The sequence below is a fragment of the Variovorax sp. OK212 genome (genome assembly GCF_900112425.1).
Lineage (GTDB): Bacteria > Pseudomonadota > Gammaproteobacteria > Burkholderiales > Burkholderiaceae_C > Variovorax.
Genome location: NZ_FOLP01000015.1, coordinates 24,956 through 38,239, shown reverse-complemented (window position 1 = coordinate 38,239; position 13,284 = coordinate 24,956). Strand labels below are relative to the sequence as shown.

Annotated in this window: 13 protein-coding genes; 4 read left to right on the top strand and 9 right to left on the bottom strand. The window is 68.1% G+C overall.

The window, feature by feature from the left end:
- The first annotated feature begins 17 nt into the window (after nucleotides 1-17).
- Complete coding sequence (locus tag BM004_RS30160; protein WP_093219001.1) at nucleotides 18-887, top strand: SDR family oxidoreductase; 870 nt, start codon at nucleotides 18-20, stop codon at nucleotides 885-887.
- A gap of 13 nt (nucleotides 888-900) precedes the next feature.
- Here the strand turns inward: BM004_RS30160 and BM004_RS30155 are convergent, their stop codons facing one another.
- Nucleotides 901-2,256, bottom strand: coding sequence for an NHL repeat-containing protein (locus BM004_RS30155; protein WP_143072560.1), 1,356 nt, complete (start codon nucleotides 2,254-2,256; stop codon nucleotides 901-903).
- 306 nt (nucleotides 2,257-2,562) lie between these two features.
- Here BM004_RS30155 and BM004_RS30150 point away from each other — a divergent pair, with 306 nt between their 5' ends.
- Together BM004_RS30150 and BM004_RS30145 are read left to right on the top strand one after the other, a co-directional pair.
- Nucleotides 2,563-2,787, top strand: coding sequence for a hypervirulence associated TUDOR domain-containing protein (locus tag BM004_RS30150; RefSeq protein ID WP_093218883.1), 225 nt, complete (start codon nucleotides 2,563-2,565; stop codon nucleotides 2,785-2,787).
- Between the two features lie 5 nt (nucleotides 2,788-2,792).
- The gene (locus tag BM004_RS30145; protein ID WP_093218882.1) at nucleotides 2,793-3,140 is read left to right on the top strand and encodes a DUF3140 domain-containing protein; all 348 of its coding nucleotides are present in this window, start codon (nucleotides 2,793-2,795) and stop codon (nucleotides 3,138-3,140) included.
- 27 nt (nucleotides 3,141-3,167) lie between these two features.
- On the opposite strand, the gene BM004_RS30140 is transcribed toward BM004_RS30145, so the two are convergent.
- Both BM004_RS30140 and BM004_RS30135 read right to left on the bottom strand, forming a co-directional pair.
- The gene (locus tag BM004_RS30140; RefSeq protein WP_093218880.1) at nucleotides 3,168-3,512 is read right to left on the bottom strand and encodes a hypothetical protein; all 345 of its coding nucleotides are present in this window, start codon (nucleotides 3,510-3,512) and stop codon (nucleotides 3,168-3,170) included.
- Between the two features lie 336 nt (nucleotides 3,513-3,848).
- Complete coding sequence (locus BM004_RS30135) at nucleotides 3,849-4,574, bottom strand: DUF4336 domain-containing protein (RefSeq protein WP_093218879.1); 726 nt, start codon at nucleotides 4,572-4,574, stop codon at nucleotides 3,849-3,851.
- 259 nt (nucleotides 4,575-4,833) lie between these two features.
- Here BM004_RS30135 and BM004_RS30130 point away from each other — a divergent pair, with 259 nt between their 5' ends.
- The gene (locus BM004_RS30130; RefSeq protein WP_093131872.1) at nucleotides 4,834-5,052 is read left to right on the top strand and encodes a hypothetical protein; all 219 of its coding nucleotides are present in this window, start codon (nucleotides 4,834-4,836) and stop codon (nucleotides 5,050-5,052) included.
- A 29-nt stretch (nucleotides 5,053-5,081) separates the two neighbouring features.
- Here BM004_RS30130 and BM004_RS30125 read toward each other — a convergent pair whose 3' ends face one another.
- The 6 genes from BM004_RS30125 to BM004_RS30095 form a co-directional block, all read right to left on the bottom strand.
- Nucleotides 5,082-6,293, bottom strand: a complete 1,212-nt coding sequence (locus tag BM004_RS30125) for a DUF1501 domain-containing protein (RefSeq protein ID WP_093218877.1) — start codon at nucleotides 6,291-6,293, stop codon at nucleotides 5,082-5,084.
- A gap of 613 nt (nucleotides 6,294-6,906) precedes the next feature.
- A complete protein-coding gene (locus BM004_RS30115) occupies nucleotides 6,907-8,466 on the bottom strand; it encodes a DUF1800 domain-containing protein (RefSeq protein WP_093219000.1) in 1,560 nt (519 codons plus the stop codon).
- 47 nt (nucleotides 8,467-8,513) lie between these two features.
- Nucleotides 8,514-8,984 (bottom strand): hypothetical protein, encoded by a 471-nt coding sequence (locus BM004_RS30110; protein WP_093218876.1) that lies wholly within the window; start codon nucleotides 8,982-8,984, stop codon nucleotides 8,514-8,516.
- Between the two features lie 123 nt (nucleotides 8,985-9,107).
- Nucleotides 9,108-9,797: a DsbA family oxidoreductase gene (locus BM004_RS30105; protein ID WP_093218998.1), complete on the bottom strand. Its 690-nt coding sequence runs from the start codon at nucleotides 9,795-9,797 to the stop codon at nucleotides 9,108-9,110.
- An 89-nt stretch (nucleotides 9,798-9,886) separates the two neighbouring features.
- Nucleotides 9,887-11,296 carry an MFS transporter gene (locus tag BM004_RS30100; protein ID WP_093131862.1) on the bottom strand — a complete coding sequence of 470 codons (1,410 nt, stop codon included), beginning with the start codon at nucleotides 11,294-11,296 and terminating at the stop codon, nucleotides 9,887-9,889.
- 47 nt (nucleotides 11,297-11,343) lie between these two features.
- Nucleotides 11,344-13,245 carry a bifunctional sugar phosphate isomerase/epimerase/4-hydroxyphenylpyruvate dioxygenase family protein gene (locus BM004_RS30095; protein WP_093218874.1) on the bottom strand — a complete coding sequence of 634 codons (1,902 nt, stop codon included), beginning with the start codon at nucleotides 13,243-13,245 and terminating at the stop codon, nucleotides 11,344-11,346.
- Nucleotides 13,246-13,284 lie beyond the last annotated feature (39 nt).

Here is a 13,284-nt window from a genome sequence, read left to right as displayed (position 1 = left end):
AAAAGGCTTCCTTCACCATGACTTCCCCCTCTTCCTCCCCGTCCTCCTCGTCCTCTCCCTCCGCCAAGACCGTGCTCATCACCGGCGCCTCCACCGGCTTCGGCCAATCGACCGCGCAGCTGTTCGCACAGCGCGGCTGGAACGTGATCGCCACCATGCGCGAGCCGGCCGCGGGCGCCGCGCTGGCCGCACTGAACAACGTGCTCGTCACCCGCCTCGACGTGCAGGACCTGCCCAGCATCGACGCGGCCATTGCGCAAGGCATCGCGCGCTTCGGCCGCATCGACGCGCTGGTCAACAACGCGGGCTTCGGCCTGTTCGGCGTGTTCGAGGGCTTCTCGCGTGACAAGGTGCGCCAGCAGTTCGACGTGAACGTGTTCGGCGTGATGGACGTCACGCGCGCCTTGCTGCCGCACCTGCGCGCCAACGGCGCGGGCACCGTCGTCAACGTGAGTTCGGGCGCGGGCGTGTTCGGCCTGCCGATGATCTCGCTGTACACCGCGAGCAAGTTCGCGCTCGAAGGGTTCTCGGAATCGCTGGCGTACGAGCTGCGCTCGCAAGGCATCGCGGTGAAGATCGTCGAGCCGGGCGGCGTGGTCGAGACCGGCTTCGGCAACCGCTCGGCGTCGGAGGCCTCGCAGACCTCCGCGCCCGCCGGCTACGAGGGCTTCGTGAACGGCGCGCTGAAGGTGTTCGACGGCCTGCGCTCGGCGCGCCTGGCCACCTCGCACGACGTGGCGCAGGTGATCTTCGATGCGGCGAGCGACGGCACCGACCGGCTGCGCTACGTGGCGACGAAGGACATCGAGCCGCTGGTGAAGGCGCGGCGCGAGACCTCGGAAGACGCGTACATCGCGCTGATGCGCTCGACCTTCTCGATCGGCTGAGCGCAGGCGGGGCTCAGGGTGCGCGAACCGGCTCGACCTTGCGGATCACGCTGTTCTGGGTGTCGGCCACGTACAGCGCGCCGCCCGCATCCACCGCGATCCCCAGGGGCTGCCCGAACCTGGCGGCCTTGCCGATGCCGTCTTGCGCGCCCGTCTGAAACGCCACGCCGGCGAGCGTGGAAACCTCGCCTGCCAGCGTGATCCTGCGCAGCACGCTGCTGCCTGGCTCGGCCACGTAGACATTGCCGTCGACGTCCAGCGCCAGCGCGGCCGGGAAGGCGAAAGTCGCCGAGTTGCGAGGGCCGTCGGCCGAGCCGATCAGGCCCGTTCCGGCAAACGTGGAGACCACGCGGTCGGGTGTGATCTTGCGGATGCGGCTGTTGGCGGCGTCGGCAACGTAGAGGTTGCCGGCCGCGTCCAGCGCAAGGCCGAAGGGCTGGTTGAATCTTGCGTTGTCTCCCGTGCCCTCGGCAAAGCCGGACATCCCCGCCTTTCCGGCGAAGGTGCTCACATCGCCGTCGGGCGTGATCTTGCGAATGACAGCCGCGACCACCTCAGCCACGTAGACGTTTCCGGCAGCGTCCACAGCCACCGATACGGGCGCATTGAATGTCGCGGCTGTGCGGTAGCCATCGAGCGAACTGGCGGTGCCGTTGCCGGCGAAGGTGGTCACCTCGCCCGCGGGGCTGATCTTTCGGATGCGGTTGCCCGAGGAATCCGCAACATAGGAGTTTCCCGCGGCATCCATCGCGACACCGATCGGGCCGTCGAACGTGGCGGCACTGCCGTTGCCGTCCTGCGAGGTGGGGGCGCCACCACCGCCGGCAAGGAATGCGACATCCCGGGCGGAAGAGATCTTTCGCAGGAGACCGCTGATGCCATCCGTGACGAGCAGGCCGCCGCTCTTGGCGAGGGCGACGCCGGCCGGGGCGCTGAACGATGCGGCGGCGCCGTTGCCGTCGGCAGCGCCGACAGTGCCGGCCGTCCCGGCGAAGGTGGACACCTGCGCCACCGCCGCCGAGCAGGCCACCGCCACGTCGGCAACATCGGCCGCGGCATTGCCGTTGCCCTTGGTCACGGTGCAGAACTGCCACAACGGCTGGGCGCGCACGCTGACCTCATAGGCCGTGCCTTCGACAAGCGCGGTGGCAAAGCTGAACTTGCCGTCGGCCGAGAGCTTCAGGTCGTCGCCCGCGTTGTTCTGCAGCACGAGGCTGCCGGTCAGGCCGGTGACGCTGCCGCCGACCGTGTGCGTCACGACAGGCGCAGGGGCCGGGGCAGCGGGCGGCACGACGATCGGCAGGAAGCCCGAGCCACCGCCGCCGCCACCCCCGCCGCAGGAAGCCAGCACCAGGATCGCGCCGGCCACGGCGCCGCAGCGCACCTGAAAACTCATTCGACTGGAAAACATCAATGCCCTCTTGTTTTGCTGATGGGTGAAGAAACCCGCACCTCACTGCACCTTGTGCAAAGCATGGAGAGAAGTTTCATATTGTTGATTTTTGTTATCTATTTGTTTTTTTGCCATCGCTGAAATTGGGTATATGACCGCGTGCGCGCTGGCGGCCGAAGCGCCCGACCCTGGCCACAAAGCGGCATGGACCTACACCGGTTGCGCTGGGTGCGCATAGCTTCATTTCACGCAACGTTGTGCGCGAACCATGGAGCAGCAGCAATGGAAACCAGACCCAAAGCGGGTGACGCCGTCGATTGGAAGACGTCGCAAGGCAAGACCACGGGCAAGGTGGTTCGCAAGGTGACGAAGACCGCCCACGTCAAAGGCCACACGGCCAAAGCCTCGAATGCCGAGCCCCAGTACGAGGTGAAGAGCGACAAGAGCGGCAAACGCGCGATTCACAAGGCCTCCGCGCTCCAGCGGCATGCCGGCGGCAAGGGGTGACCCTCATGTCGGCACAGGCACCGGACACCCATGAGGTGGTGCGCGACTTCGAGGCGGCGGTGAACATGACACCCGCGCAACTCGAACACTGGCTCGCCGAAGAACACTCGCGCGAGGTCGGCTTCAAGGGCCGCGGCGGCGGGGAGTCCGTCGGACACAGGTCAGGCCGCAGGATCGTTCGTTTGCTCAAGAAGCCGCACAGCGACCTGACGCCCGGCGACGTCGCGCACATGCGCAAGGTCGTCGGCTACGTGCATCGGCACCTGGCGCAGCGGCCCGAAGGCGACGTGCGTGAAACCCCCTGGCGCTATTCGCTGATGAACTGGGGACATGACCCGGTGCGCAAGTCCTGACCTGCCGTTCGGGCCAGTGGGGCAGTGCTAGTCCCAGTGCCAGTCCCGCTGGTCCGTCAGCGCCTCGCACTGGCTTTCGATGCGGGCATGAAGCAGGGCCAGCGACACCGCGAGAAACCGCTGCAGCGCGCTGCGCTGGCATGCGTCGAAAAGCGGCGCGGGATCTGCATCGGACAGCGCCGCGTCGCGCCGGTCTTCATCCCACGCGAGCAACTGGGCCAGCGTGTGCGCGCCCTGCACGGCGTCGCGTGCGTCGTTGAGGAATGCGGCGCGGCTTTGCCGTGAAGGATCGAGCCGCTCGCCCTGGACCCATTCGAAGGGCTTGAACTGGGCGGTGGGGCGATAAGGCGCGTCTGTAGAAGCGTGGGCCATGGGCCTCCGAGGATGTCGATTTGCAAAAACCGACGCCCTCGACGCCAATCGGGGGCGGCAGCTCGAACAGGTTGGCGTACCGGGACATCCTTGCGGAAACCGGCAGGGCGTGAGCCCTCCCGTTCGAGCCGCCTAAAAAGGAGCACGAACGAAAAAGCCGCAGACCTGTGCGGTGACTGCGGCTTTCGTCGCAGGATGTCAGCGGGACGCCAATCCCGGCCCCGCTCATCACGAGGCAGGGGCAATGTACGCGTTCTGTGGAGAGGCAGTCAAGTCGAGGCCGGGGCAAAGCAGATCGGCGCCGCGTCGGTCGGCCAGCGCATCGCTTCTCGCGGGTCAGTCGGCCACTTCGCCCGCAATTCTCTCCAGCACCTCGCGCGGCCGGTCCGTGATCACATCGCCATGGCTCACGACGATGCGCACCAGGCCCGGCTCGGCCGCCCACGCGCGCATGGCTGCCGCGGTCGCCGCATGGTCCTTCACGAACATCTTCTCGCCCACCCACGGCATCTGCGGCTCCTTCACACCGAAGCCCATGAGGCGCGCCATCACCTTCGCGCCCAAGCCGTCGGGGTGGCGCACGTTGGCGATGATGTCGTTGACGACCAGCGAGGTGCCGTCGGGGCGCCGGACGATGAGCGCGGCTTCTTTTTCTTCGACGCCCGGCACGGTGAGGAACGCCACGCTCGGGTCGCCGAGCACGTCGGTGGTCGCATCCACGGGCACGGCCTCGGACACCGCCTCTCGCGCGCCCGGCGGGCAGACGACCTGCGCGGCCGGATAGCGCCGCTTCCAGGCCTTGACGTCGAGGCGGTGCGCAATGCCGGGCACGATCAGGAACGCCACCGGGCCCATCGCTTCGAGTTGCTCCATCTCCCGCTCACGAAGCGGAATGGCGCTCCACACGGCGAGCCGGCGGTCCTGCAAGGTGAGCACGGTCATCCGGCGCGGGAAATGGCCGAGCGGCATGTCGATTTCACCGGCCACGGTGTGCAAGCCCTCGCCCAGCATTTCGAGCGGGCCGTGCTTGCCGACCTTCCATTCGTCGTTGAGTCTGGACATGTGGGTACCTCCGGCATGCAGGGCGGTTGAATGATGCGGTGCGCTGACACGATGCAACGTGAACCTGCGGCTCGCACCCGAGCGCCGGTCGCCTGCGCAAGATCGTGTAGGAGACCTGATGCCCTTCAACGCGCATGGCGCGCTCACGGCGAGCTGCCGGCCGGTCCGTGCCAAACTCCGGCTCACGCCCCGCCGTTCACCTTGAACCAGGCATTCATGGCCGCACATTCACGCCAGAGAGCCAACCCGTAGAACCCACATGAAGACCATCGACGAGATGCTGAATCTCGACTTGCTTACCGCCGAGCAGCACCATGAGATCGGCGCGTGGATCGCGCGCGCCAATTCGCCCGAGGAAATCCTGAAGATGCCGGCGTCGCTCTGGCAGGCCGTGGAGCGCGCCAGCGAGGTCATGGGCATCGACGAAGACCTGACGCGCCCGCCTTCACTCGACGCCGGCGGCGCCGACCTCGGCTAGCGCGGCGGGCCTGCGCGTCACGCGGGCTGTCACACCAGCCGCAGGTCCTTCGGCGCCACGCCGTCGAACACCCGCGCCAGCTGCCCCGCCGACAGCCCGTACATGCGCTGGAACAACCCGCCGAACACCGCGCGGTATTCGTTGAGCACCGGATAGTCGCGGTTCTGGAACAGCGTGGCCTGCGTGAGCGCCTGCTGCTCGCCCACCACGCGTCCGCCGACCTGCGCGGAGAGCCCACCACCGAGCACCCAGTACACCGTGCCGTGCCCGTGGTCCGTGCCGCGGTTGCCGTTCTCGCGGAAGGTGCGGCCGAACTCGCTGATGACGACCACCACGGTCTGGCGCCATGCGTCGTCGCCCATCTCCTGCGCGAAGCCGGCCACGCCGCGGCCCAGTTCTTCAAAACGGTTGGCAAGGTAGCCGCTTGCGGCGCCCTGCCCCACGTGCGTGTCCCAGCCGCCGACATCGACAAAGCCGAGGTCGAAGCGGTCGCGCATCAGCAGCGCCATGCGGCGCGCCACCAACTCGAAGCCTTTCGCTGTCATGGCGTTGCGGCTGGCCGCGTCCATCTCGGCCTGCACGGCGCGCATGACCTCGTCGCGCACCTGGAAGCCTTCGGCCACCGGCTGCGCCAGTGCCGTGTTGCGGTACATGGCCGCGATGACCTGGCTCTGCCGCGCATCGATGCCCGAGCGCGCATTGCCAGCCAGCGCCATGTTGGCGGCCTTGGCGTCGCCGCGCATCGAGATCGGCAACTGGTCGGTGAAGGCGATGGGCGACACGTCGGTGATGGGCCCCGCGCCGAGCACGCCGGCCAGCCGGTTGAGAAAACCCGAGCGGTAGTCGCGGCGCTTGTCGAGCGCCTGGCCGAGCTCGATGGAGTCCTGCGTCTCGAAGTGGCTGCGCGTGAGGTCGTCGGTGCCGGCAAAGGCGATGAACGCGGCCTGCTTCTGCTGGAAGAGCGGCATCACGCTCTGCGCCAGGGCCGGGTGCAGGCCCCAGTTGCCGTCGAGCGGCAGCGCGCCGTTGGGCGTGCCGGGGCGCGCGATGGCGATGTTGGGACGCGAGGCGTAGTAGAAGTCGCTGGAGGTCGGCACGAGCAGGCTGGTGCTGTCGTACGCGCCGCGCAGGAACACGACCAGCAGCTTGGCACCTTCGCCCGCGGGCGCGGCCATCAGCTGGCCCGCAGCGCCTGCGAAGGGGGCTGCGGCCATGAGTTTCAAGAGGTCTCTGCGTTGCATGACGATGTCCTTTCTTCTGCCTTGCGCCTTCCCTCTTTAAGGGAAGGTTGAGATGGGGGCAAGCGGTGCTTGTTTTGAAGCAGTGCTTCATCGAACGCCGCTTGCCCCCACCCCTGCCCTCCCCCGGAAGGGGAGGGAGAAAAACCAAGAACCACGCCCCATGACGCTCCCTGCCTTGCTCCTTCCCCTTCCGGGGGAAGGTTGGGATGGGGGCAAGCGGCGCTTGCTTTTGCAGCAGCGCTCTATCGAGCGCCGCTTGCCCCCACCCCTGCCCTCCCCCGGAAGGGGAGGGAGAAAAACCAAAAACCACGCCCCATGGCGCACCCTGTCTTGCTCCTTCCCCTTCCGGGGGAAGGCTGGGATGGGGGCAAGCGGCGCTTGCTTCGCAGCAGCGCTTCATCGACCGCCGCTTGCCCCCACCCCTGCCCTCCCCGAGCGGGGGAGGGAGAAAAACCAAAAACCACGCCCCATGGCGCTCCCTGTCTTGCTCCTTCCCCTCCCGGGGGAAGGCTGGGATGGGGCAAGCGGCGCTTGCTTCACAGCAGCGCTTCATCGAACGCCGCTTGCCCCCACCCCTGCCCTCCCCCGGAAGGGGAGGAAAAAAACCAGAACCTCAACGGCGCATCAGCTCCGGCGACGCCAGCAGAAAGGTATTCCACTCCTGCGGATTCTTCGCCTGCGCCAGCGCCTCGCGCGTGTCCGCGCTCAGGCCGCCCTGCATCGCTCGCACCGCGTGCGACTCGGCCAGTTGCGGAAACGCGGGTTTCTCCAGCGGCGCCTTGTCGTCCGCGCGGAACAGCACCGCGCCGTTCGCGCCGATGGCGCGCGCGATCTCGAAGCGCGTGTTCATCTGCCCCGCGCTCGCCCATGCGGCTTCGTTGAGCGGATAGCCGTCGGGCGTCTCGTGGCCGTACAGCGGCTCGCCCATGCGGTTGATCCAGTTGAGCATCGGGTTCACGTTGAGCACCACGCGCTCGTCGTACGCGAGCCGCACGCCGGCCATCACGTAGTGCACCGGGTCGCGAAACTTGTGGCCCAGCGACGCGGCGAACTCGGGCGACTCGAACAGCGCCTTCAGCGTGACGGCAATGTCGCCGTCGCTGCGCGTGAAGGCCGCGGCCATGCGCTCGACCAGTGCCTGCGGCGGCTCGTCGGAGACGAAGTACACGGCGAGCTTGCGCGAGACGAAGCGCGCGGTGGCCGGCGCGCGCGCGAGGCGGTCGAGCGCTTCGTCGGCCTCGGCCAGGCCGCGGCTTCGAATGGGCTCCCCCATCAGCGTCTTCGGCCCGTAGTCGTGCCGGTTCGGGTTGAACTCGAAGAGGCCCTTGCGCACGTAGTCGGCACGCAGCGCGGGGCGCACGTTGGGCGGCGGTGCATCCAGCGGCTGCATGCTCACGCCCACGCCGGTGAGCACGCGCGCCAGCTCCTGCACGTCGGCCTGCGAATAGCCGCTGCCCACGCCCATGGTGTGCAGCTCCATCAGCTCGCGCGCGTAGTTTTCGTTGATGCGGTTGCCGGCGTTCTGCGCGTTGTCGAGGTAGCGCAGCATCGCGGGGTGGTGCAGCGTGGCGCCGAGCAGGGCGCGGAACTTGCCGAGCGCATGCGGGCGGATGGCGTTCTCTTCGTAGTCGCCGACCATCGCGCGGATGTTGTCCTTGCGCAGGTTGACGTTGAAGTGGTTCATCCAGAACCAGGTCATCTGCTCCTGCAGCTGGTTGGGCGAGTACAGCGCGCGCAGCACGAAGCGCGTCTGCGCCTCGCGTGCAAGGTTGCTGAGTTGCTGCTGGTAGGCTTGGCGCGCGGCCTTCTTCTGGTCTTCGTCGGGCAGCGCGTCGGCGGCCTTGCGTTGCGCGTCGAGCGCGGTCACGAGCTGGTCGAGCGGCGTGCGCGAGATGGCCATGGCGTCGATCTGCGCCTGCGCCGCGGGGGGCAGCGGCACAGCACGCGGGTTGAGCTGGTCGCGCATCCACAGCGACAGGCCGCGCTGCGACAGTTGCGCGTCGCTGCTGGCGTTGGCACCCCAGCTCACGCGGTCGAGCCAGCGCAGGCGCGTGGCCTCGTTCAATGGCGTGGAGGGCAGCGACACCGACACCAGCGGTCGTCGCTCGCCTGGCGCGCCAGACATGCCGGCGCAGGCCGCGAGCAACGCCAGCGCGCAGGCACCGAGCGCCATCGACGCGCGGCGCACCGGCAAGACCGGGGCAGTGGCCGGCACCGCGCTCACTCCCCGCGCATGTCGTGGTGGCGCACGTCGCCGATGGCGTGTTGCGCGGTGTTCAGCGCCACGTCCACGTGCGCCAGGCCGCGCTGCTGGAACGGGCGCGAGCGCGGGTCGTCTTCTTCGCGCGCCACGTCGGAGCGCACCTTGCGCAGCAGGTCGACCGCCACGTGCAGGCGGCCTTCTCGCGGCAGCCATGCGTCGGTGGGCTCGCGCCATTCGACGGGCTTGCCGTCCAGCCATGCCGCATGCTGCAGGTCGCCGATGGCGGCGTGGATCTCGTCGACCACCACCTGCTCGTCGCGCGAGACGCGGCCGTCTTCGGGCCGGCGGTGCGCCACCTGCCACTCGGCGGTGCGCAGGTCGGACAAGGCATGCAGATAGAACGGATGCTTGCCGTATTCGTCGGCCAGCGCGGGCAGCGAAGCCGCGGCCAGGATGGCAAGCGCGGCAATGAGGCTTTTCTTCTTCATCTTCGGGGCTCCTGAGGGTGACAGCAATTCGAGGATGCCACCTCAACCGCTGAAACCCCTTGCCCGTTGACGCCCTTTACTTTCGTAACGCTGCGCAAAGACGGCGCCTGTGCGCCACCCAGGTCAGGCTACCGACAGGCTCGCCGGTGCAGCGCCGGCAATCTGGCGCAGCGCGCGCTCGAACACCTCAACGGGCTGGCCGCCGGAGATCAGGTGCTGGTCGTTGATGATGATCGCGGGCACCGAGTGGATGCCGGCGTCGGTGTACATGCGCTCGCGGTCGCGGGTTTCCTGCGCGAACTCGTCGCTGTTCAGGATCTCGCGGGCGCGGGCCGCGTCGAGCCCCGCTTCGGTGGCCGCGCGCACCAGCACCTCGGGGTCCGAAGGATTCTGGCTGTCGGTGAAGTAGGCCTTCAGCAGCAGCTTCTTCAGCGCGGCCTGCTTGGCGGGGCTTTCGAGCTCGGCCCAATGCAGCAGGCGGTGGGCGTTGAAGGTGTTGTAGACGCGGGGACGGCCTGCGGGGCTGAACTCGAAGCCGACGGCGGCGCCGCGCTGGCGGATCATTTCGCGCGACTGGGCCTGTTGCTCGAGGGTGGAACCGTACTTCTGGTTCAGGTGCTCGAAGGTGTCCTGGCCTTCGGCGGGCATCTGCGGGTTCAGCTCGAAGGGCTGGAAGTGCAGCTCCGCGGTGACGTCGGGCGCCACCTTCTTCAGTGCCGCCTCGAGAGCGCCCAGGCCCACGGCGCACCAGGGGCAGGACACATCGGAGACGAAGTCGATCTTGAGGTGCGAGGGAGAAGCAGAAGAGGTCATGGCGCCATTCTTCACGGCGCCACAACCCTTGGTGCGCGAAAGGTCTTCAGCCTTTCGCACCCTTCTGTTCTCTTCAGTTCACCGCCGCCTCAGGCCACGGCCTTGCTCATGCGCGCGGTGGCCAGTGTCTGCTCGCGCAGGCGGTCGTATTCCTGCTTGTCGACCGGCACGGCGTCGGGCTTGCCCAGGTCCTTCATGTGCACGCGGTAGGTTTCGCGTGCGGTCATGGCCGCCAGTGCCGCCAGGATGGTCACGGCGAAGGTGATGGCGCCCACGGTGAGCCACACGTTGGTCGAGCCGGGAGGCGCCACGGCGGCGAACAGGGCCGGCAGCAGCGCGGTGATGGTGGTGCCCACGTTCTGCGAGATGGCCATGGCCGATACGCGGTTGCGGGTGCGGAACAGCTCGGGGTAGAAGCTCGGGAAGGTGGCGTTGTAGCCCTGGTACACGATGCCCCACATCAGCAGCGACATGCACACGGCCAGCGGCACGTTCTTGATGCTGATGGCGTACAGGTAGGCAAACGACAGCAGGCCCGATGCCAGCGCACCCACGATGATCGGCGGGCGGCGGCCGATGCGGTCCGACAGGTTGCCCACGTACGGGATCACGATCACGGCCAGGATGTTGCCCAGCACGGGGATCCACAGGTACACGTCTTTCTGGAAGCCGATGCCGTAGGCGGCCTGCACGGCATAGGCCGCGCCGAACACGGTGGCCACCACCGGAATCACGTTCATCAGCGCCATGCAGACCACGCGCAGCATGTCGCCCCAGCTGTCGGTGAAGGCCTGCACGATCGGTGCCTTGGCGGTTTCGCCCTTCTGGTCGACTTCGGCGAAGGCCGGGGTCTCGTCGACTTCGCGGCGAATGATGTAGCCGGCCACGATGACCAGGAAGCTCAGCAGGAACGGAATGCGCCAGCCCCACGAGTTGAACGCGTCCTCGGGCATGTAGTGCGCCAGCGGCAGGAACACGGCGGCCGCCAGGATCTGGCCGGCCTGCACGCCCTGCAGCGTGAAGCTCGCGAAGAAGCCGCGGCGACCGAACGGGGCGTGCTCGAGAATCATCGAGCTCGCGCCCGAGATTTCACCGGCCACCGCAAAGCCCTGGATCAGGCGCAGCAGCACCAGCAGCGCGGGGGCCAGCAGGCCGACCTGGTCGTAGGTCGGCAGCAGGCCGACGGCCACGGTGGAGAAACCCATCAGGAACATGCACAGCACCAGCACCTGCTTGCGGCCGTGGGTGTCCCCCCAGTGGCCGAGCACGAAGGCGCCGATGGGGCGCGCGACGTAGCCCACGCCGTAGGTCGCGAGCGACGCGATGATGGCGGTCTTGGGGTCGCCCTTGGGGAAGAAGATCTGCGGAAAGATCAGCGCCGCCGCGGTGGCGTAGATGAAGAAGTCGTAGTACTCCAGCGCCGAGCCGATCCAGCCGCTTGCCGCGGCCTTCTTCGACTGGTGCCTGCCTTGCGGCTCATGGGCTGTGTTGTTGGCCATGTGTTGTCTCCAGTGTTGACGGGTAAGTAATCAGAAAACCCAACGGATCAATCCTGCGCCTGGGAAGCCATGCGCGCCGGTGCATTGAGGGCACCGTACGCGTCGTAGTTGCCTACGCGTTGTGCGACCTCGAAGAACAGTCCACCCTCGAAACTCTCGGTATAGATGTGCAGGTAGTCGCCGGCCGGCGAGCGGTCGAACAGCACGCCCGCTTCGCGCATGCGCGCCAGCAGTTCGGGTGCGAGGTCGATGCGCGTGGCCAGGTCGTCGTAGTAGTTGTCCGAAATGGGCACGAAGCGCGTGCCGTTGGCGCGCAGCCTGGCGGCCGTGTCGAAGATGTCGGTGCAGCTCAGCGCGATGTGGTGCACCGCGCCGCCGCCGGTCACGCTCAGCGTGCGCGCGGTGCGGGTGCGCTGGCTCAGCGACACGTTCAGCACCAGGCGCAGGCTGCGCTCGGCGTTGGCCACGCCGCGGCTGCGAATGAGGCCGAAGGGGTCGGCCAGCTCCAGGCTTTCGCCGGGCTCCAGGCCGAGCACGGCGCGCGTGAACAGCACCCAGGTGTCGAGCTGGTCCAGCGCCAGGCCCAGGGCCACGTGGTCGATGCGCTGCAGGCCCGCGTCGCCGGCCTCGGCGCCGTGGTCGTCGAGCACGAAGTCGGCTTCGTACAGGCCGTTGGCGCCCAGTGCCTCGGGCACGAAGTGAATCAGGTTGCCGCCCGGCGCCACGATGGCGGGCACGCGCAGCTCGTTCGGCCCCACCGGGCTGTCGTGCCGCTGCGAGCGCATGGCGGTGGCGCGGCCGACTGCGGCGAGCGGGTCGTCGCAGCGCACGCCCAGCGCGCACACCGAGGTGCCGTGCGCCTCGAAGCGCTGGCGCGCAAAGGAGTCGGGCTGCGCGTTCACGATCAGGTTGATGTCGCCCTGGCGGTACAGCGTCACGGCCTTGGAGCGGTGCTTGCCGATGCGGCGAAAGCCCAGTTGCTCGACCAGCGTGGCCAGCGTGGCGGCCGAGGCCTCGTCGGCCGCGAACTCGATGAACGACAGGCCCGAGAGCGCCGGTGCCGGCGGCGGGTTGAACAGCTCCACACGAAGGGGCTGCAGGGGCTGCACGGGATGCGACGGCTTTGCCGTGGCCATGCGCTCGCGCGCCTCGCTCTCCAGGTACAGCAACGAGCGCATCGCGTCCACCGCGGTGCGGCGGTTCGGCGTCTCGCGGAAGATGTCGTTGAAGATTTCGAGCGACAGCGGCCCGGTGTAGCCCGCGCGCAGCACCTGCTCGAAGAAGCCGACGACGTCGAAGTCGCCCTGCCCCGGAAACGAGCGGTGGTGGCGCGCCCACTGCAGCACGTCCATGGCCAGCAGCGGCGCGTCGGCCATCTGCAGGAAGAAGATCTTGTCGCCCGGAATGCCGGCGATGCCGGCCGGGTCGTCCTTCAGCGAGAGGGTGTGGAAGCTGTCGAGGATCAGCCCCAGGTGCGCGTGCCCTGCCTGCTTCACGATGTTCCAGGCCTGGCCGTACAGCGAGGTGTGGCGGCCCCAGGCCAGTGCCTCGAAGCCCACGCGCAGGTTGCGGCGCGCGGCGCGCTCGGCCAGTTCGTGCAGCTGCGCGGCGGCCAGCGCGGGGTCGTTCACCGCGAGCGGCGAGGTGTTGGAGCAGCACAGCACCAGCGGCGCGCCCATGGCTTCCATCAGGTCGAACTTGCGTTCGGCGCGGTCCAGGCTGCGGCGGAACTGCGGCTCGGGCATGCCCTCGAAGTCGCGGAACGGCTGGTACAGGTCGATCGACAGGCCCAGGTCGCCCGTGATTCGGCGCAGTTCGGCGGCGGTGCCCTTGAAGTTGATGAAGTCGGCTTCGAACAGCTCGATGCCGTCGAAACCGGCGGCGGCGACGGCTTCGAGCTTCTGGCGAAGGGTGCCGCTGAGCGACACGGTGGCGATGGAGCGGTGCATGGGTGGACTTTAGAAACACCCGGCCCGCGCCACAATCTA